This window comes from Streptomyces carpinensis, assembly GCF_002154505.1.
GTDB classification, from domain to species: domain Bacteria; phylum Actinomycetota; class Actinomycetes; order Streptomycetales; family Streptomycetaceae; genus Streptomyces; species Streptomyces carpinensis.
This window is the reverse complement of the sequence record NZ_MUBM01000332.1, coordinates 1-17024: the sequence shown is the minus strand read 5'-3', so window position 1 is coordinate 17024 and position 17024 is coordinate 1. Positions and strand designations below refer to the sequence as shown.

Genomic DNA, 17024 nt, shown 5'->3' with positions numbered 1-17024 from the left:
GCGCTCGGCCGCGGCCGCGGCGGCGTGCGTGACGTTGTGGTCCGTCACGCACACCGCGTCGAGCCCGGTCGCCCGCGCCCGGTCAGCGAGTTCCTCCAGCGTCAGCACGGCGTCGCCCGACGCGACGGTGTGCAGGTGACAGTCCACCCGCACCCGGCCCGCCGGCCACTGCGGCGGTCCGGTCGGCATCAGCCGTCCATCTCCACCGGACGGCTGAGCCGCCGCCGGTCGTGGAGGTACAGCAGGTGCGCGCGGACCGTCGCCTCGATCATCCGGCGGACTCGTTCGTCGAAGGGCCCGTACAGCCGGTCGGCGATCGCGCCGACCGTACCGTGCCCGTTCTTGACCGCTTCCTCGACCTGGGCAAGCCGCGCCTGGCGGGCAGTGAGCGCGAGCTCGAGCTGCGCGCCCGGCTCGGTGACCACGGGCCCGTGCCCGGGGAGGATCACAGGTTCGCTGCCGCCGAGCAGCTCCCTGATGAGCTCGAGTGAGGCAATCATTTCGTCGACCCGGCCGTCCGGGTGCAAAATGGCCGGCGCGCTGCGGCCGAGCACGGTGTCGCCGGTAAGCATGCAGTTGTCTGCGGGCAGGTGGAACGACAGCGAGTCGCTGCTGTGCCCCGGCGTCGGGACCACGTCGATGTGGAGCCCGGCAAGGTCAAGGGTGCCCGCGCCGATCACGTGATCGCCCCACCGGCGGCTCGCCGCGAGGACCGGGGCGCCGGTCCGCCGCGCCGTCTCCCGCGCTCCCGCGCTGTGATCCGGGTGGCCGTGCGTGAGGAGAATGGCTTCCACCTGTCCGCCTTGGTCGAGTGCGAGCTCGACCAAGGCGGACAGGTGGATCGGGTCATCGGGTCCCGGATCGACGATCACCGACCCGCGATGCCCTGGCTCATGCAGCACCCATGAGTTGGTGCCGTCGAAGGTGATCGGGCCCGGGTTCGGTGCGAGCAGCCACGTGGCCCGGGGGGTGACCTCGCGCGGCACATCGGCGGGCCCGAGCCGCTGAGCGCTCTGCTTGGGCTGCATCACTGGGCGGACTGCGCGCCGGCACGCAGCTGCTCGGCGAGCAGCTCCTGTGAGTATGCGATCCGCCCGGTCAGCGTCTTCGGCTCGCCGCTGCACAACAGCAGGGACGCCTCCGCCATCACCGACGGCGGCTCGGCGTTCGGGTTGTCCTCGGTGGTCAGGTGGTGGAAGATCGTGCCCGGCGTCGGGACGACCTTGGTCGGCGACAGCGCGTTCACGGCGATGTTGTCCGCGTAGAGCTCCGCCGCCAGCCCCGTCGAGAACCGCTCGAGCGCTGCCTTGCACATGCCGTAGACGGTGCCGCCCCGCCCGGCCCGCGGGCCGGGCGGCAGCGCGGGGTGCCGCGCGGCGCCGGAGGAGATGTTCAGGATCCATCCCTGGCCCTTCTCCCGCATCCCCGGGATGACGAGCTGGGCCAGGTGGAACGGTCCCTCGACCTGGACGTCGAACATGAGCTGGTACCGGCGCGCCGTGAAGTCGATGACCGGGACGAAGTAGGTGACCGCGGCGTTGCTCACCAGGATGTCGGGCACGCCGAGCTGCGCGGTCGCCTCGCTCACCAGCCGTTCCCGCTCTTCCGGCTTGGACAGGTCGACGGGGATCGCCACCGCCGTCCCGCCCGCGTCGCGGATCTGCTGCGCGGTCTCGGCGATCGTCCCCTCGAACGGCGACGTGCCCGCCTCGACGGTCCGCGCAGCCACCGCCACGGCGGCGCCTGCCTGCCCGAAGTGGCGGGCGATCTCCGCTCCGATGCCGCGGCTCGCGCCTGTCACGAGAGCGACCTTGCCATCCAAGACACCCATGTCCGAAGCTCCCTCGATGCCGCGCGGCCGGCAGGAAGTTCAGCCGCAGAAGGCAATCCTAGAAGATTGTTCTAGTATGGTGAGTCGCGAAGGATGTCATGTCAAGTGCGGGCGGCGCGGGCTTGACACCGCTAGGGTCGCCATTGAAACTTCTAGAATTGAATTCTAGCAATTCTTCGGGAACACCAACGTCCGGAGAAGCCCACGCCCGCCGGAGGTAACCATGGGACTCGACCACAGCCTGGTAGGGGTGTCGAGCGAGCCGCAGGAACGGTCCTGGGACAGCAAGGACGCGCTGCTCTATGCAGTCGGCGTCGGGGCGGGCCTCGGAGATCCGCTCAAGGAGCTGGAGTTCACCACCGAGAACTGCGAGGGCATCGAGCAGCAGGTGCTGCCGACCTTCGCCGTGCTGGTGGCACAGGGGCGGTCCGGCCGCAGACTCGGCGACTTCAACCGCGCCATGCTGGTGCACGCCGAGCAGTACTTCGAGCTGCACAAGCCGCTGCCCGTGCAGGGGACCGTCCGCACCACCTCCACGGTGACCGGCATCTACGACAAGGGCTCCGGCGCGCTCGTGGTCACCGAGAACACCGCGGTCGACGCGGCCACCGGCGAGACCCTCGTAACGTCGCGCGGCGGCACCTTCATCCGCGGCGAGGGCGGCTTCGGCGGACCGCGCGGCATCGACCCGCCCTGGGTGCTTCCCGACCGGGCACCGGACTTCGAGGTCGTCCAGGAGACCAGGCCCGAGCAGGCGCTGCTCTACCGGCTGTCCGGCGACCGCAACCCGCTCCACGTGGACCCGAAGTTCGCGGCGCGGGGCGGCTTCAGCCAGCCGATCCTGCACGGCCTGTGCACCTACGGCGTCACCGGCCGGGCCCTGCTGAGCGCGCTCTGCGACGGCGACCCGGCGCGGTTCCGCTCCATGTACGGCCGGTTCAGCCGCCCAGTACTGCCGGGCGAGCCGCTGACCGTGTCGATCTGGCTCAACGACGACCGCGAGTCCGCGGTCTTCCAGACGACGCGGAAGGACGGCGCCGTCGTCATCGACCGCGGCAGGATCACACTGACCCAGGCGCCGGGTCCCCGATGACGGCACCCGACGCGATCATCGGCATCAGCGCCCTCGACGACTACGTACTGCTCGGCGACGCCGGACTCGCCATGGCCATGGTATCGGCCGGGGCCAAGCACCTCGTGGACCTGCGCGGCGAGACCACGCCGCCGCGGCTGCCGGTCCCGATCGAACACTTCCCGATCATGGACCTTGAGCCCGACCAGGACGAGCTGATCCTCCAGGCCGCCACGCGCGTCGCGGCGCTTGCCGACTCAGGCGTTCGGGTCGGCGTTTACTGCCAGGCGGGCATCTCCCGGACGTCGACCGTGGCCATCGCCTACCTGCTGCTCGGCGGCGCGACCCTCGCGGATGCGACAACCGCCGTGCGGACCGTGCGGCCGCAAGCCATGCCGGCGCTCGAGCTGCGGCGCTCGCTCGAGCGCCTCGAGGCGCGCGGCGGCCCCGGCCTTGCGGCCGCGCCCTAGCCGTGTCCCCGAGAGGGAGCGCGATGCTGCGGGTGGGGCTGACCGGCGGTATCGGGGCGGGCAAAAGCGAGGTCTCGCGGCGGCTCGCCGCGCTCGGCGCGACCGTCCTGGACGCGGACCTCGCCGCGCGCGAGGTCGTCGAGCCGGGCACGGTCGGCCTCGCGCGGATCACGGGGGCCTTCGGCCCGGGTGTGCTGCGGCCCGATGGCTCGCTCGACCGGGCAGGGCTCGCGGCGATCGTGTTCAGCGACTCCGCTGCGCTCGCCCGGCTAAACGCCATCGTTCACCCGCTGGTGATCGACTGGATGAGGGCGGCGGACGCTGCCGCAGCCGCGTCCGGCGACGCGGGCCAGGTCATCGTCCACGACGTCCCGCTGCTCGCAGAGGGCCTCGTGACCGGGGAGTACGACCTCGTCGTCGTCGTGGACCTGCCACCTCGCGTCCAGGCCGACCGGCTCGTGCGCGGCCGCGGGATGACGGCGGACCAGGCGCGGGCCCGCATGGCCGCCCAGGCGACCAGGGAGCAGCGGCTGGCCATTGCCGATGTCGTGATCGACAACTCGGGGACCCCGGCCGACCTCGACCGGCGCGTCGCCGGGCTGTGGAAGCAGTGGGATCATCGCCGAAGAGTTCCTCTACAGCCGTAGCCGCCACCCAGCCATGGAGGTCCCGATCTTTCGGGGGCCCCTCAGCTGGGGTATTAGCTCGAACTTGATCGTGTGCTGGTGTTGCCTGCCGCTTCAGGCTGGATCCACGTTTCTGCTCACGATCCATGGCGTGCTTGCCGACCTGGCGGACACGAGTGAATCCGTAGTCTTCGAACAGCTCGACCGTCCCGCTGCAGAGGAAGCGGCCCTGGGCCTGGCGGCGGAGGGTGACTTCGTTGATGGCCTCGACCAAGCCGCCGTCGGGCTGGGCGATCTGGTCGAGGGCACCCTCCAGGGTTGCCTTGGCGCGGTGTCGCCTGTCGACGTAGGTGCAGGCGATCCGCCGTCCGGGAGCGGGGGCGCGTCCTTGTCGTACGCGCGTCGGTGCTTGATGTTGGATAGTTCCTCGGGACTGCCGTACTGGCACCAGCCCTGGGCGGCACCGTCTTCGTCGAGAACGAGTGCGGCGTAGGCCTGGTGCGTGTGGACGCGCCACTCCTTAACGTTGCGGTGGTCGATTCACGGCCGACCGCACTCGGGGTGGTAGCCGATGCACGGACAGCCGCCGAAGATGCCGTTGTTGCGTTCGACGACTTCGGCGAATGCGTCCCAGGTCGAGGCGTTCAGCTGGCGGACGGTGTGACCAACGGTCAAGGCCCGGTTCAGTCAGTGCCCGGCCGCCATTGCCCCGAGGAGGCGGGCGAGCTCGGCCGGCTTGGTGAACATCGGCCAGTGGCCGGAGTCGATGTCGACGAACTCGACCTGCTTGGCCCTGGTGAGCTCCGGCGCCTCGCCGGCAGCGATCCATTCGCGGGCCTGCTCCGGGGTGAACTCCGGGCAGACCACCACGACCGGAACCTCATAGCGGCGCTCGTCCGACAGCCGGACCACGCCCCTGGCCACCTGCTCGGGGACGGGGATGGCATCGGCTTCGATGCGCTGCCGCAGTTCCTCGTCGAGGTCGGCGCTGTCCGCAACCCTCGAACGGGCCCCAGCCGGGGAAGGGCATGGCGCCGTCGCGCATCTCGAAGAAGTCGGCGTACGGCTGGCCGTCCTCGTTGGGGAAGCCGCCGATCAGCGCCAGCTTGGCCACCCGCTCCGGGCGCGCGTCAGCGGCCAGCCAGCCGAGAGTGCAGGCGGCCGAGTGCGCCACGAGCAGGGGCTTTTCCACCGTTGCATCGACGGCGGCGAGGCCCGTCGCCAGCTGTTCGTCGAGCGTGGCGGACGAGCGTCCGTCGCCCTGGCCCGGAAGGGTCACCGGCCGCGGGCGGTGCCCGAGCGTCTCAAGGGTCGGTGTCACCGCGTCCCATGCCTTGCCGTCCAGCCACAGACCAGCGATGAGCAGGACTTCCACAGTGAGATCAACTTTCCGTCGAGGTTGGAGCCGAGACAGCAGCCGAAAGCGTCGAGTGGACGCGGCCTGCCCGACCGGGCTTTTCCATGCTAGGAAGGGTTCAGGACGATCTGCTTCCTGCTTGTCAGGGAGCCTCCTACGCTCTCCGAGGTGGAGACCGGAACGAGCCCCACCGCCCGCGCGCTGCGCACCCTTGAGATCCTGCGGACCCGGCCCGGCACGACGGCCGAGCAGCTCGCGGAGCGGCTCGGGGTGAGCGATCGCGCCGCACGTCGCTACGTCGCGATCCTCCGGGAAGCTGGCATCCCCGTGGATTCCGTGCGCGGTCCGCACGGCGGCTACCAGTTGCGGCGCGGGAGCAGGCTGCCGCCGGTGAGCTTCACCCAGAGCGAAGTGCTCAGCCTGGTCATGGCGGTGCTCGACGGCAGGCCCGCCGCCACCGACCCCGGGGACCTCGTCGGCCCCGCCCTCGGCAAGGTTCTCCACGCGCTGCCCGAGGGGATCGGGCGTCAGGCGGCCGCGCTGCGCGAGCATGCCGCTGCCGTTCCCGATCCGAGTGCGGCGTATGCCGATCCCGCCGTCACGAGCGCCCTGGTGGACGCGATCGCGTCCAGACGGTGTGTGGTGATCACCTACCGGAGCGAGTCCGGCAACCAGTGGCAGGCGGAGGTGGACCCGTGGGCGGTCGTCGTACGCCGGGCGCGCTGGTACCTGCTCTGCCATTCCCATCGCGTGGACGCCGTGCGCACCTACCGGGTCGATCGGGTACTGGCGGCCGCGGAGAGTGCGGTCGGGTTCGGGATGCCGGAGGACCTCGACCCGGTCAGGGTGCTGGAGGAGAACCTCGGCACCGGATGGGCCTATCCCACGAGAGTGCTCTTCGACGCACCGGTGGAGCGGGTCGTCCCGTGGGTCGGGCCGTCGATGGGACGGCTCGAACCCGTCGGGGCGGCGGGAGAGCGCTGCGTGCTCGTCGGCAGTACCCGCAACCCGGCGATGTACGCGCAGGAGTGGCTGGCGGCGGTCCCTTTCGCCTTCCATGTCGTGGGCGGGACGGAGCTTCGAGATGCGGTTGCCAACCTAGCGTCCCGCCTCGATGCGGCCGTGTCCGAACCGGCATCGGGGGCGGGACAGGGTTGGCGCCAAGGCGTCGGTGGCGAGTGAACTCCCTGGTGGCTCTGGCGGAGGTCTACCTTCACCGTAGGCTTGCACGACGTCCGGTTCGGCACGCGTGATCTTCATTTGTCGACACAACTCATGATGATCAACGGTGGCCGCAGCCGTCTCCGCATCGGCCCTGACCAGCAAGATCACGACCTACGGCTGGACTACTAGCACGGCTACTGCCGCGTAACGATGAGCCTTTCGTGGCTCTAGAATTGTGCTTTAATATTCGCGAGTCGGACATCAAGGGGCCGGGATGGGCCAACGCGGCACCGGATACTCTTGGAACCTGGTTCTGGAGCGGGCTTCACCGGTCTGGTCGAGCGGAGGGCGGAGGGAAACGGGTGGGACCAACAGCAGCACGGCAGCCGCGCGACAAGGTCGCCGGATCCTGGCAGTGGGCCAGCACCGTCGAGAGGCAGCGCGTGCTGCTCGACGCGGCCCGTGAGGTGTTCGTCGAACAGGGCTTCGCCGATACCAGCGTCGCCGAGGTGGTCCGGCGCGCTGGCTCCAGCGTCGGCAGCCTGTACCACCACTTCGGCGGTAAGAGCGAGTTGTTCGTCGCGCTGTGGGAGGAGCACCAGGCGGCGCATGAGGAAGCCGCGAGCAGGGCCGTCGCCCAGGCGAAAGCTGCGGGCGTGACCGACCCGTTCGAGCTGTTCTCGGTCGGCGCGCGGGCCTTCCTCGAGGGAAGCTGGCAGCGCAGGGACCTGACCAACCTGTTCTTCAACGGCGATAGCCCGCCCGGCTTCGAGGTAATGAAGCGGCGTCGGGTACACGAGTGGATCTCGCAGAACGACACCCTGCTCCAGCTGTCGGAGACCTCCTTCGACCGACTGTACGCCGGCATCCTCACCGCCCTCATCGGCCAGGGATCACGGGAGGTCGCGGCCGCGAGCACCCGTCGCCAGGCGAACAAACTCATCGACGCGGTGATCGAGTATGTCCGGCGGCTGATGGCGGAGGGACCCTGGAAACCGCCGGCCACCGCCGTACGGCGGACTCGCGGGGCAGGCGGCCGAGCCAGCGGCAGCCGGCAAGGTAATCGCCAGGCGCGCTAGCCTCTGCCTTTCACGAAGGCTGCCTGCCGAAGGATGACCAAATAAGCGAGGAGTGCCTCTCAACTGGGACGACAGGGCTTGTCGGAGGTCCTGTTCGTCACCGAGAGATAAGCACTGCTCGAGGTCCGGACCCCGCCGGACAGGTCGCTGCTGTCCTGACCTATTGGGGCGCCCACGGCCGGTTGACGGGCGTCAGCTCTGGGCGCGCTACTCGTCCAGCAACTGGAAGACAGGCTCGCCCCGTACCAGGCCCTGCGCGGTTGACAGTCGCACCCGGTCGCCAGGGTAGATGGCGTTGAGCCGGCCCATGACCCGGCCTCGGACGACGAAACCCTCGTCCATCTCTATCAGGGACACGTTGTGCGCGGCGGGGCCGTTGCGGTGCACGACGGTGGAGTGCCGGACGGTGCCGGTGCCGTGGCTGCGCTCGGTCCGCACGTTGCTGCCTCGGCAGGCCGGACAGAGCGCGCGGTGGTACATGGCAGTGCCGCACCAGGTGCATCGCTGGAAATACAGGGCCTCCGGTCCGCGACTTGCGGGGACGATGAGGCCGGTGGCGGAGTTGGCCGCCGGATGAGTGGCGTTTCCTGAGTGGTGGTACATGCTGGTCAACTTCCTGCGCTCGGCTGGAAATTCCGTGTGCGCGGGGCGGTCGTGCTCGCCGGTGCGCGGTTGCGCTGCCACCGTGTACGGCCACAGATTATGGCACTGAGTGCCGCGAGTAAAGGCACGGCGTATCGTCAATTGCCGCGTTCCCGGGACGGCGGGCCGTCCGCCAGCACCCTCTCGATCTTCCGCACCACCAGCCACAATCGCGCCCAGCGTCGCGTCACCATGACGACCACTTCCTCCTTTCGCGTTCCCGCTCAGCTGCCCCCGGTCGGGGCGGCTGGGCGCGGCGAGGGCGACGGGGGAGTCGCCGAAGGAGTTATCGAGGTGGTGTGCCCACCTATGTCGAGGAACACGGCGTGCTGCCGCACGAGCAACAGGACGCGCCCGATGTGAATGGGTGATGCGCAGGGGTGGTGAGGCGCTGCGTGACCTATTGGCTCCACATCCCGGCCGACCAGTGCGAGAGGCCGGAGAACGAACGGCCCAGGACATGTGCCAGTGAGCGCTGTGATTCTGGATGTCGAGAACGCACGGCGGAACGCCGGACGGCTCATGGAGTGCGGCTCGACGACCGCACTGTAGTTGCCTCCGTTGACCGTCGGAGTTTGCGCGACGTGCGAGGCGGCTCTGCGCCCGGGGACGGACGATGCAGGTGGTGGCGGGCGACGAGCTCAAGCGTCACCGCTACCGCGATGGACTGCACGGCCATGAGGGCGATGAGGACGAACAACTGCACCGTTCCAGCCATCACTGGACTGGCGCCGCCGAGGAGCATCCCGACGAACGCGCCGGGCAGCGTGACGAGGCCGACAGTACGGGTCTGGTCGAGGCCGGGCAGCAGGGCGTCGGAGGCCGCAGGGCGGGCAACCTCCAGACGCGCGTCTCGGTCCGTGAACCCCAGTGCCATCGCGGCCTCCACCTCTCCGCGACGCTGGGAGAGTTCATCCAGGGCACGCCGTCCGGCGAGTACGGTAACGGTGAGCGCGCCGCCGATGAGGATGCCCGTGATCGGGATCAGGGCTATTCCCTTCAGAGGTACAAGTCCTGTCAGCACGAGCGCCGCGACAACCGGCACTACTCCAGCGGCGATCGGGGCGGCCGTCAACCACCAGGTGCGGTTGCTGGTGATGCGCCGTCCCGCTGTCCGCACGGCCACCCCGAACATGACAGCGAGAAATGCTATCAGCCCAGGCGCGGACTTAACGGCCCACGCGACAACCGTCGAGACGACGGCGAGTTGGGCGGCGGCACGGAGACCGGCGACGAGGATTTCCCCAGACCGGCTCTTGTGAGAGTAGGGGTTGAGATGGGACCAACCCGCAACCGCCGCCGCCACCATCAGTAGAGCGGCGAGCAGGATGCCGAGGGTCATGTTGACCGGTACTAGAGATGCCGCACTCGACGTCACATTCCTCTTCCTCACCTCAGGGAACCGCTGTCGGCAGCGCACGCCTCACGCCTGAGTGAGACTTGCTGTGTTTAGGCTCTCACGCCAACGCCTGTCCATAACCGGCACCCGTCCGGCAAATCCGCTCCAGGCGGTGTCCCGTTTGACGCATGCACCGCGGCCAGCACATGGGTGGTATCGGTACGCTGCCGGCCCCCGGCCTTGAGCAGCCCGGCATCCACCAGGCGCTCCAGCATCAGGGCCAGCAACTGGTCGGCGACGCCGTCCTGTTCAGCCAGCCGAGCCCTAAACTCGCACAGCACCGAGTGGTCGAACCCCGGATCCTCCAGCTCAAGGCCGAGGGCATATCGATCCTGGTACGGACCGCATCCGCCGCCGCACGGTCGGAGAGGTCCTCCGTGAACTGCAGCACGGACAGCAGCGCGAGTTGTCCGGGTGACAGCCCCGGCTTGCCGTCGGAGGGATACAGCCCGACGAACGAGTCGTCCTCGAACAGGACATCGAGCCGGCCCCGGATGAGTATCGCCGGCGTACCCTTCAGGCACGCCGCCCGCGCTGTCCGCACCGTCCTCACCGGAATCCGCTGGACACTCCTCGGCCGTAACGACACTGCCCCCACACCCCAAGACCCGAGGCCACCCCGCACTCCTCCAGCGAACCATCCGACGGCTCCATCGTCAGCGCCCCGGACAACATCACCAACAGAGTCACGGCATTGCGCCTAGACCGTATGGAGAATCGGCAACAATTGCGGGTCTGCCGCCGCTCAGAGTGGCGGCAACCCGCGCCAACTTGCGAGCGAGGCGTCGGTTGTCCATACGGTCTAGCCGAGGAGTGCCGTCGGCCCGCTGGTGTCCAGGGCGGCGACGCGTTCCTCGACGGTGTTGACGAAGCCGGTGTCCTCGGCGAGGTCCGGCGTGCCGAGAAGGGTGAGCAGTTCGGGCACCGCTCCCCGGCGTTGGGTCGCGTGCCACACCGTGTGCATGCGGTCGGCCGCCGGATCGTCGAGCTGCTGGTCGCGTGTGTGGCGGACCCAGGCGGCGAGGGCGCCGGTGAGCATGGGCGCGGGCAAGCCGGCGGAGCGCAGTTCGCGCAGTGGGGGCAGCCAGCGCTCGGTCACCTTCAGGGAGCCGTCGGTGGCGATCTGCCGCAGCCGGTGGCGCATCGCCGAGTTGGTGAACCGAGCGACCAGGCCGTCGACGTATGCCTCGACGTCCAGGTCTTCGGGCAGGGAGCGGGCGACCTCGGCAGCGTAGGCGCGGAGCACCGGCTCGCCCCAGGGGGCGGTGATGGCGTCCGCGACGGTCTCTCGGCCGTCCGCGAGGCCGAGGCAACTGAGCAGCGTGTGGCTGCCGTTGAGCAGGCGCAGCTTCATCACCTGATACGGGGCGACGTCTGGCACGAAGAGCGCGCCAGTGTCCTCCCAGCGGGGCCGCTCGGCGGCGAAGGTGTCCTGGAGGACCCACTGGGTGAACGGCTCGCCGACCACCGCGCCCTCGTCGCGCACGCCGAGCACCGTGCTTGCCGCCTCGCGGTCGGCGTCGGTGGCCGCGGGCACGATGCGGTCGACGACAGTGGAGGGAAAGGCGACCTGGGCCGCGATCCACTCCAGGAGCACGTCGGCGTCCGGCCAGCCGGACGCCTGGACGTAGTCGCGTACCAGGCGGGCGACCACGTGGCCGTTGTCGGCCATGTTGTCGCAGCACACCACGGTGAGCGGTGCCTTTGAGGTGGCCTGCCTGACCCGCAGGCCGTTTGCCAACTGCCCGACCACCGTGGCCGGTTCGGGCGTGCCCGCGAGATCGGCGGTGACCGGCGCGGCGGTGAGGTCGAGGCCGCCGTCGGTGGCGCGCCAGTAGCCCTTCTCGGTGACGGTGGAGGTCACCACGCTCACCTCGGGGGAGGCGAGCAGTTCGCGCAGGCGGGCCGCGTCGTCGGTGGCGTGGCGCACCTCGGAGAGCTGCCCGACCACCCGGGTGTGCGGGCCCTCGGGGGTGCGCAGGGTCAGCGAGTAGAGGCCGTCCTGCGGAGCCAGCGCCTCCATCACGGAGCGTGAGCGCTGGGAGAAGCCCGCGATGCCCCAGCCGCCTCCGTGTAGGGCTTCGGCCTGCTCGGTGTGGACGGCTTGGTGGGCGCGGTGGAAGGCGCCGAGGCCGAGGTGGACGATCCGGGTGCGCAGGGCACGCGGATCGGCCAGTGGCCCGGTGCCTGCGGGCAGCGAGCCGAGTGCGGTGCGATCGAGTCTGGTCACCAGTCGTGCACCGATCCGTCCGAACGTCGGCCCACCGGAAGGTACTTGGGGTCGTACGGAAAGCGGGCCGCGGCATCCTCGTCGAGCTCCACGCCGAGCCCGGGGGCGTCGGAGGGGTGCAGGGCGCCGTCGCGGAGTTGGTAGGTGGGCCGGAACACCTCGTGGGTGACCGGGGCGTGCTCCATGTACTCCTGGACGCCGAAGTTGGGCACCGTCACATCGAGGTGGACGGCGGCGGACATGGACACCGGCGACAGATCGGTGGCGCCGTGCGAGCCGGTGCGGACCTGGTACAGCTCCGCGAGGTTGAAGATCCGTCGCAGGTGGGTGATGCCGCCCGCGTGGACGACGGAGCAGCGGATGTAGTCGATCAGTCGCTCGGTGATGAGCTGCTGGCAGTCCCAGATGGAGTTGAAGACCTCGCCGACCGCGATCGGGGTGGTCGTCGCCTGTCTGATCTGGCGGAAGTTCTCCTGGAGTTCGGCCGGGGACGGGTCTTCCATCCAGAACAGGCGGAGGTCCTCGAGCCGTTGGCCCAGACGTCCGGCCTCGGTGGGGGTGAGGCGGTGGTGGACGTCGTGCAGCAGGTGGAAGTCGAAGCCGAACTTCTCCCGGATCTCGGTGAGATAGCGCGGGGCGAAGTCCAGGTACTTCTCGGTGTCCCAGAGCTGCTCCTCGGGAAGGGCCGCGGCGGCGGGTTCGTAGATGGTGCCCTTGCGGACGCCGTACGTGCCCGCAAGCCCCGGTACCGCGCTCTGCGCACGGATCGCCCGGTAACCCAGGTCCATGAACCGGGCGACGTCGTCGACCAGTTCACTCACCGTGACGCCGCTCGCGTGGCCGTACACCATGGCGCCCTCGCGGGCCCTGCCGCCCAGCAGGTCGTACACGGGCATGCCCGCGACCTTGCCCTTGATGTCCCACAGGGCGGTGTCGACGGCGGAGATCGCCGTCATGGTGACGGGGCCGCGGCGCCAGTAGGCGCCCTTGTAGAGGTACTGCCACATGTCCTCGATGCGGTCGGCGTCGCGGCCGATCAGCAGCGGGACGAGGTGGTCCTTCAGGTAGGAAGCGGCGGCGAGTTCGCGGCCGTTGAGGGTGGCGTCACCGAGGCCGGTCACCCCGTCGGAGGTGGTGAGCTTGAGGGTGACGAAGTTGCGGCCCGGCGAGGTCACGATGACCTTCGCGTCGGTGATGGTGGCCAAGGGAGCAACCCTTCCCGGGAGCAGAGTGGATCAGTGGCCGGCGAGGGAACCGGCGCGCGGGGCGGTGTCGGCGGTCTGCGCGGCGCGGCCCCAGTCGGCGTACTCGACGCCGTCGCGCTTGGCGGGTGCGGTCTCCGGCATGAAGAAGAGCAGGGACACGATCGAGACCAGGATCAGCGCCGAGATGTAGACGGCGACCCAGGTGAACGAGCCGTCGCCGGCGATCAGCAGGGCCGCGGCCACCACGGTGAACGGACCGGAGGCGATCATGGAGCCGAACTGCCAGACCACGGAGACACCGCTGTAGCGGGCGCGGGCCGGGAAGAGCTCGGGGAAGTACGAGGCCTGCGGTGCGTAGGTGCCGGCGTGACCGAGCGCGAGACCGGCGACCAGCAGGGCGACGATCACGGCCATGTTGCCGGTCTCGATCGCCTTGAAGGCTGGGACGATCAGGGCCAGGTTGAGCACCGCGGCGGCCAGGTAGACCGGGCGACGGCCGACCTTGTCGGTGAGACGTCCGAGCAGCGGGATGGCGACCAGCTCGCAGGCTATGGCGATCATCACGGAGTTGAGGATCATGCTGTTGTCGATGCCGTGCTCCTTGCCGTAGCTGACCAGGAAGACGGTGTAGAACGGGAAGACCGCGGCCTCGACGAACTTGGCGAACAGGCCGCCGAACACCTCGCGCTTGTGCTCGCGGGTGAGCAGCTTCAGCGGGGCGGTCTGGTGCGACTGGGTCTCCTTGGCGGCCTTGAAGGTCTCCGACTCGTTGATCTTCAGGCGCACGATCAGGCCGAAGACGACCACCAACGCGCTCAGCAGGAACGGGATGCGCCAGCCCCAGGCGAGGAACGCCTCCTCGGAGAGGGTCGCGTTCAGCACGGCGAACAGGCCGGTCGGGATGAGGTAGGCGGCCGGCGAGCCGAGCTGCACGAAGCTGGCGAGGAAACCACGCCTGCGCGGCGGTGAGGCCTCTGCGGTCAGCAGGACTGCGCCGCCCTGCTCGCCGCCGACACCGAAGCCCTGGATCAGCCGGACCAGGACCAGGACGACCGCGGCCCAGATGCCGATCTGCCCGTAGGTCGGCATCAGGCCGACGAGGAAGGTGCCGAGACCGGTGAGGAGCAGCGTGAAGACGAGCGCCTTCTTGCGGCCGACGCGGTCACCGATGTGACCCCAGACCAGGCCACCGAGCGGACGGGCGAAGAAGCCGACGGCATACGTCGAGAAGGAGGCCAGGGTGCCCACTGTGGGGTCGACCTCGGGGAAGAAGACCTTGTTGAAGACCAGCGCCGAGGCGGTGCCGTAGATGAAGAAGTCGTAGTACTCGGCGATGGTGCCGATCACGGAGGCCGTGACGGTCCGCCGCAGCTCCTTCGGAGGAGTCTCGACCGGGATTGGGGTTTCGCTCATCTTCCTGCCTCCTTGCAGGGGTCGCCTGGCTGCGCATGAGACTCCGTGCCGGAGCGGCGCGGAGGACGCCATGCGACCTCGTGTCGGCTACCATACAAGTACGTCAGGCATCGTCAAGACTTCGGAGGGGCGCCTATGACCTCGTCAGGCCTGCACGCCGCGCGAGCGCGGGGCGGAAACGCCCGGCAACTGGTGCACGAGCTGCTGCGTGCCAGGATCGTGGGGCTCGAGCTCCAGCCGGGCACACCACTCTCGGAGAACGAGCTGGCGGCGGAACTGGGCGTCAGCCGCACCCCGGTGCGCGAAAGCCTCATTCTGCTCGCCGAGGAGGGCCTGGTCGACGTCTATCCGCAGCTTGGGACATTTGTCTCACGGCTGCGCGAGCAGGACATCGCCTCCGCCCAGTTCGTCCGCGAGGCACTCGAGCTGGCGGCACTGCGGGACGGTGTCGAGCGGGCCGACCAGCGGGACATCCTGGAGCTACGGGCACTGCTCGCCGCCCAGACGGATGCCGAGCGGCGCCGTGACCCGGAGGCGTTCTTCCGGCTGGACGAGGAGTTCCACGCCCGCCTGATGGCGGCGGCCGGGCACCCCGAGGCCTGGTCCCTGGTGCACCACGCCAAGGCCCACCTTGACCGGGCGCGCCGTCTCAGCCTGCCACTGGAGGACCAGCTCGCCCTCCTTATCCGGCAGCACACCGATGTCGTGGACGCGGTGGAGCAGCGCGACGCGCAAGGCGCGGACGCGGCGCTGCGCGGACATCTGCGGCAGGTCTTCGCCGACGTCGAGACGGTACGGACGCGGCACCCGCAACTGTTCGGCGAAGCGGACACCCCGCCCCGGCCGCGGCCCCGGCGGGAGTCGCGCAAGCGGTCCGTGGACCGTTGACGGCCAACAGCCAAGAACCAAAGGGTACTTCGGCACTCTCCGCCACCCCACCGGTACCCACCAGCGATCATGAAGGAGCCCCATGAGCACGGCCACCGCGGCCAGCCAGTCCGATCCCCGGCCGCTGAGCCCGATACTGCTCCAGAGCCGGGTGATCGCCGTCCTGCGAGCGGCGGACGCCCGTTATCTGCGCCCGGCCGCCGAGGTCCTCGTCGAGGAGGGCATCCGCAGCATGGAGGTGGCGCTCACCACGGCGGGCGGCGTCTCCGCGATCGCTGACCTCGCGACGGTCCTGGGCGACGGCAGCGAGGTCGGCGCGGGCACGGTGCTCTCCGTGGCCGAACTGAACGCGGTGGTTGAGGCGGGCGCGCGCTACATCGTCACCCCGCACACCGACCCGGAGCTGATCCGCGCCGCCGCAGCACGCGGCGTGCCGATCGTGCCGGGCGGGCTCACCCCGACCGAGCTGCGCACCGGCTGGGCGTCCGGCGCCAGCGCGGTGAAGCTGTTCCCGGCCTCCGCGGTCGGCCCGCGCTACGTGAAGGACCTGCACGGCCCCTTCCCGGCGATGCCGGTGATCCCCTCCGGCGGCGTGGACCGCGCCACGGCCGGTGACTGGATACGTGTCGGCTGCCCCGCCGTCAGCATGGGCGGCCCGCTGCTCGGGGACGCGCTGACCGGCGGCGACCTGGGCGAGCTGCGGGTTCGCGCCCGAGAGGTGGTACGGAACGTGTCCGAGGCCGCCCAGGAGGTGTCCTGTGGCTGAGGCGCCCCTCACTCTCGACGGCTCCGGTCCTGAGCCCCGTGTCGTCACCCTCGGCGAGACGATGGGCCTACTCTCCCCTGAGCGGGTCGGCGCCCTCGCTCATGTGCCCGGCATGTCGCTCTCCATCGGCGGCGCCGAGAGCAATGTGGCGATCGGACTGCGACGTCTCGGCGTGGCCACCACATGGATCGGGCGAGTCGGTGACGACCCCTTCGGCCGGGCGATCGTGCGCGAACTGCGCGGCGAGGGCCTCGATGTACGCGCCGTGGTGGACGGTTCGGCGCCCACCGGACTGATGGTCAAGGAACGGCGCACCGCCCGTACGGCGGGTGTCTGGTACTACCGCGCGGGCAGCGCCGGTTCCCGGCTTTCCCTCGCCGACGTGACCGCCGACGCCCTGGACGGCGCCGCACTGCTGCACGTCACAGGCATCACCCCGGCCCTGTCCACGACCGCCGCCGACGCCGTGCGGTACGCCGTCGAGGCGGCCAGGGAACGCGGTACGACGGTCTCCTTCGACGTCAACCTCCGTACCAGACTGTGGAGTCCGGCCGAGGCCGCCGGGGCCCTGGCCCCGCTGGTCCGCGCCGCCGACGTGGTCTTCGCGGGCACCGAGGAGGCCGAACTCTTCGTCGACGCCCACGACGACCCGCTCGACACGGCCGCCGCGCTCTGCGCCCTCGGCCCCGCCCAGGCCGTGGTCAAGCTCGGCTCCGACGGCTGCGCGGCGGTCGCCGACGGCGAGCGTCTGTGCGTCCCCGCGGTCCGGGTCGACGCCGTCGACACGGTGGGTGCGGGCGACGCGTTCGTCGCGGGCTACCTCGCCGAACTCCTCTCCGGAAAGCCCCTGGAGGAACGCCTGCGCACGGCCGTCATGACCGG

Annotated in this window: 18 protein-coding genes and 1 pseudogene; 8 read left to right on the top strand and 11 right to left on the bottom strand. The window is 69.9% G+C overall.

From position 1 onward, the window contains the following. From BZY54_RS36610 to BZY54_RS36600, 3 genes are all read right to left on the bottom strand, one after another. On the bottom strand, positions 1 to 189 hold a 189-nt coding region (locus tag BZY54_RS36610; RefSeq protein WP_143668206.1), incomplete at its 3' end, for a PHP domain-containing protein. Further along, positions 189 to 1028 carry an MBL fold metallo-hydrolase gene (locus BZY54_RS36605; protein ID WP_086729622.1) on the bottom strand — a complete coding sequence of 280 codons (840 nt, stop codon included), beginning with the start codon at positions 1026 to 1028 and terminating at the stop codon, positions 189 to 191. The genes BZY54_RS36605 and BZY54_RS36610, both read right to left, overlap by 1 nt. After that, positions 1028 to 1831, bottom strand: coding sequence for an SDR family NAD(P)-dependent oxidoreductase (locus tag BZY54_RS36600; protein WP_086729621.1), 804 nt, complete (start codon positions 1829 to 1831; stop codon positions 1028 to 1030). Before BZY54_RS36600 ends, BZY54_RS36605 begins: the two co-directional genes overlap by 1 nt. Before the next feature lie 223 nt (positions 1832 to 2054). On the opposite strand from BZY54_RS36600, the gene BZY54_RS36595 reads away from it, so the two are divergent. From BZY54_RS36595 to coaE, 3 genes are read left to right on the top strand one after another with little or no spacing between them, the layout of a single operon-like run. Continuing rightward, on the top strand, positions 2055 to 2924 hold the full coding sequence (locus BZY54_RS36595) for a MaoC/PaaZ C-terminal domain-containing protein (protein WP_086729620.1): 870 nt from the start codon (positions 2055 to 2057) through the stop codon (positions 2922 to 2924). Next, on the top strand, positions 2921 to 3373 hold the full coding sequence (locus BZY54_RS36590; protein ID WP_086729619.1) for a protein-tyrosine phosphatase family protein: 453 nt from the start codon (positions 2921 to 2923) through the stop codon (positions 3371 to 3373). The genes BZY54_RS36595 and BZY54_RS36590 overlap by 4 nt, the downstream gene beginning before the upstream one ends. Before the next feature lie 23 nt (positions 3374 to 3396). Continuing rightward, complete coding sequence (coaE, locus tag BZY54_RS36585; protein WP_086729618.1) at positions 3397 to 4020, top strand: dephospho-CoA kinase; 624 nt, start codon at positions 3397 to 3399, stop codon at positions 4018 to 4020. A 519-nt stretch (positions 4021 to 4539) separates the two neighbouring features. On the opposite strand, the gene BZY54_RS54870 is transcribed toward coaE, so the two are convergent. Both BZY54_RS54870 and BZY54_RS36575 read right to left on the bottom strand, forming a co-directional pair. Further along, positions 4540 to 4674, bottom strand: coding sequence for a hypothetical protein (locus BZY54_RS54870; RefSeq protein WP_279634734.1), 135 nt, complete (start codon positions 4672 to 4674; stop codon positions 4540 to 4542). A gap of 12 nt (positions 4675 to 4686) precedes the next feature. After that, positions 4687 to 5374: pseudogene (locus tag BZY54_RS36575) on the bottom strand (alpha/beta fold hydrolase). Positions 5375 to 5524: 150 nt separating this feature from the next. Between BZY54_RS36575 and BZY54_RS36570 the strand changes: the two are divergent. Both BZY54_RS36570 and BZY54_RS36565 read left to right on the top strand, forming a co-directional pair. Then, complete coding sequence (locus BZY54_RS36570; RefSeq protein ID WP_086729617.1) at positions 5525 to 6538, top strand: helix-turn-helix transcriptional regulator; 1014 nt, start codon at positions 5525 to 5527, stop codon at positions 6536 to 6538. A 425-nt stretch (positions 6539 to 6963) separates the two neighbouring features. Beyond that, positions 6964 to 7599: a TetR/AcrR family transcriptional regulator gene (locus BZY54_RS36565; RefSeq protein WP_208640883.1), complete on the top strand. Its 636-nt coding sequence runs from the start codon at positions 6964 to 6966 to the stop codon at positions 7597 to 7599. A 207-nt stretch (positions 7600 to 7806) separates the two neighbouring features. On the opposite strand, the gene BZY54_RS36560 is transcribed toward BZY54_RS36565, so the two are convergent. The 6 genes from BZY54_RS36560 to BZY54_RS36535 all read right to left on the bottom strand — a co-directional run bounded on the left by BZY54_RS36560 (position 7807) and on the right by BZY54_RS36535 (position 14488). Continuing rightward, a complete protein-coding gene (locus BZY54_RS36560; RefSeq protein ID WP_086729615.1) occupies positions 7807 to 8202 on the bottom strand; it encodes a Zn-ribbon domain-containing OB-fold protein in 396 nt (131 codons plus the stop codon). A 559-nt stretch (positions 8203 to 8761) separates the two neighbouring features. Beyond that, positions 8762 to 9583, bottom strand: coding sequence for an ABC transporter permease (locus tag BZY54_RS36555; protein WP_086729614.1), 822 nt, complete (start codon positions 9581 to 9583; stop codon positions 8762 to 8764). 271 nt (positions 9584 to 9854) lie between these two features. After that, complete coding sequence (locus tag BZY54_RS55820) at positions 9855 to 10184, bottom strand: transposase (protein WP_483025156.1); 330 nt, start codon at positions 10182 to 10184, stop codon at positions 9855 to 9857. Positions 10185 to 10442: 258 nt separating this feature from the next. After that, positions 10443 to 11870: a mannitol dehydrogenase family protein gene (locus tag BZY54_RS36545; RefSeq protein ID WP_244217519.1), complete on the bottom strand. Its 1428-nt coding sequence runs from the start codon at positions 11868 to 11870 to the stop codon at positions 10443 to 10445. Then, complete coding sequence (manD, locus tag BZY54_RS36540) at positions 11867 to 13075, bottom strand: D-mannonate dehydratase ManD (RefSeq protein ID WP_086729612.1); 1209 nt, start codon at positions 13073 to 13075, stop codon at positions 11867 to 11869. The genes BZY54_RS36545 and manD overlap by 4 nt, the downstream gene beginning before the upstream one ends. A 30-nt stretch (positions 13076 to 13105) precedes the next feature. Beyond that, positions 13106 to 14488, bottom strand: a complete 1383-nt coding sequence (locus tag BZY54_RS36535) for an MFS transporter (RefSeq protein ID WP_086729611.1) — start codon at positions 14486 to 14488, stop codon at positions 13106 to 13108. Between the two features lie 135 nt (positions 14489 to 14623). On the opposite strand from BZY54_RS36535, the gene BZY54_RS36530 reads away from it, so the two are divergent. The 3 genes from BZY54_RS36530 to BZY54_RS36520 form a co-directional block, all read left to right on the top strand. Then, positions 14624 to 15376, top strand: a complete 753-nt coding sequence (locus BZY54_RS36530) for a GntR family transcriptional regulator (RefSeq protein WP_086729610.1) — start codon at positions 14624 to 14626, stop codon at positions 15374 to 15376. Positions 15377 to 15458: 82 nt separating this feature from the next. Then, a complete protein-coding gene (locus tag BZY54_RS36525) occupies positions 15459 to 16142 on the top strand; it encodes a bifunctional 4-hydroxy-2-oxoglutarate aldolase/2-dehydro-3-deoxy-phosphogluconate aldolase (protein ID WP_086729609.1) in 684 nt (227 codons plus the stop codon). After that, positions 16135 to 17024: sugar kinase (locus BZY54_RS36520; RefSeq protein ID WP_086729608.1), on the top strand; the 890-nt coding region annotated here is incomplete at its 3' end. The genes BZY54_RS36525 and BZY54_RS36520, both read left to right, overlap by 8 nt.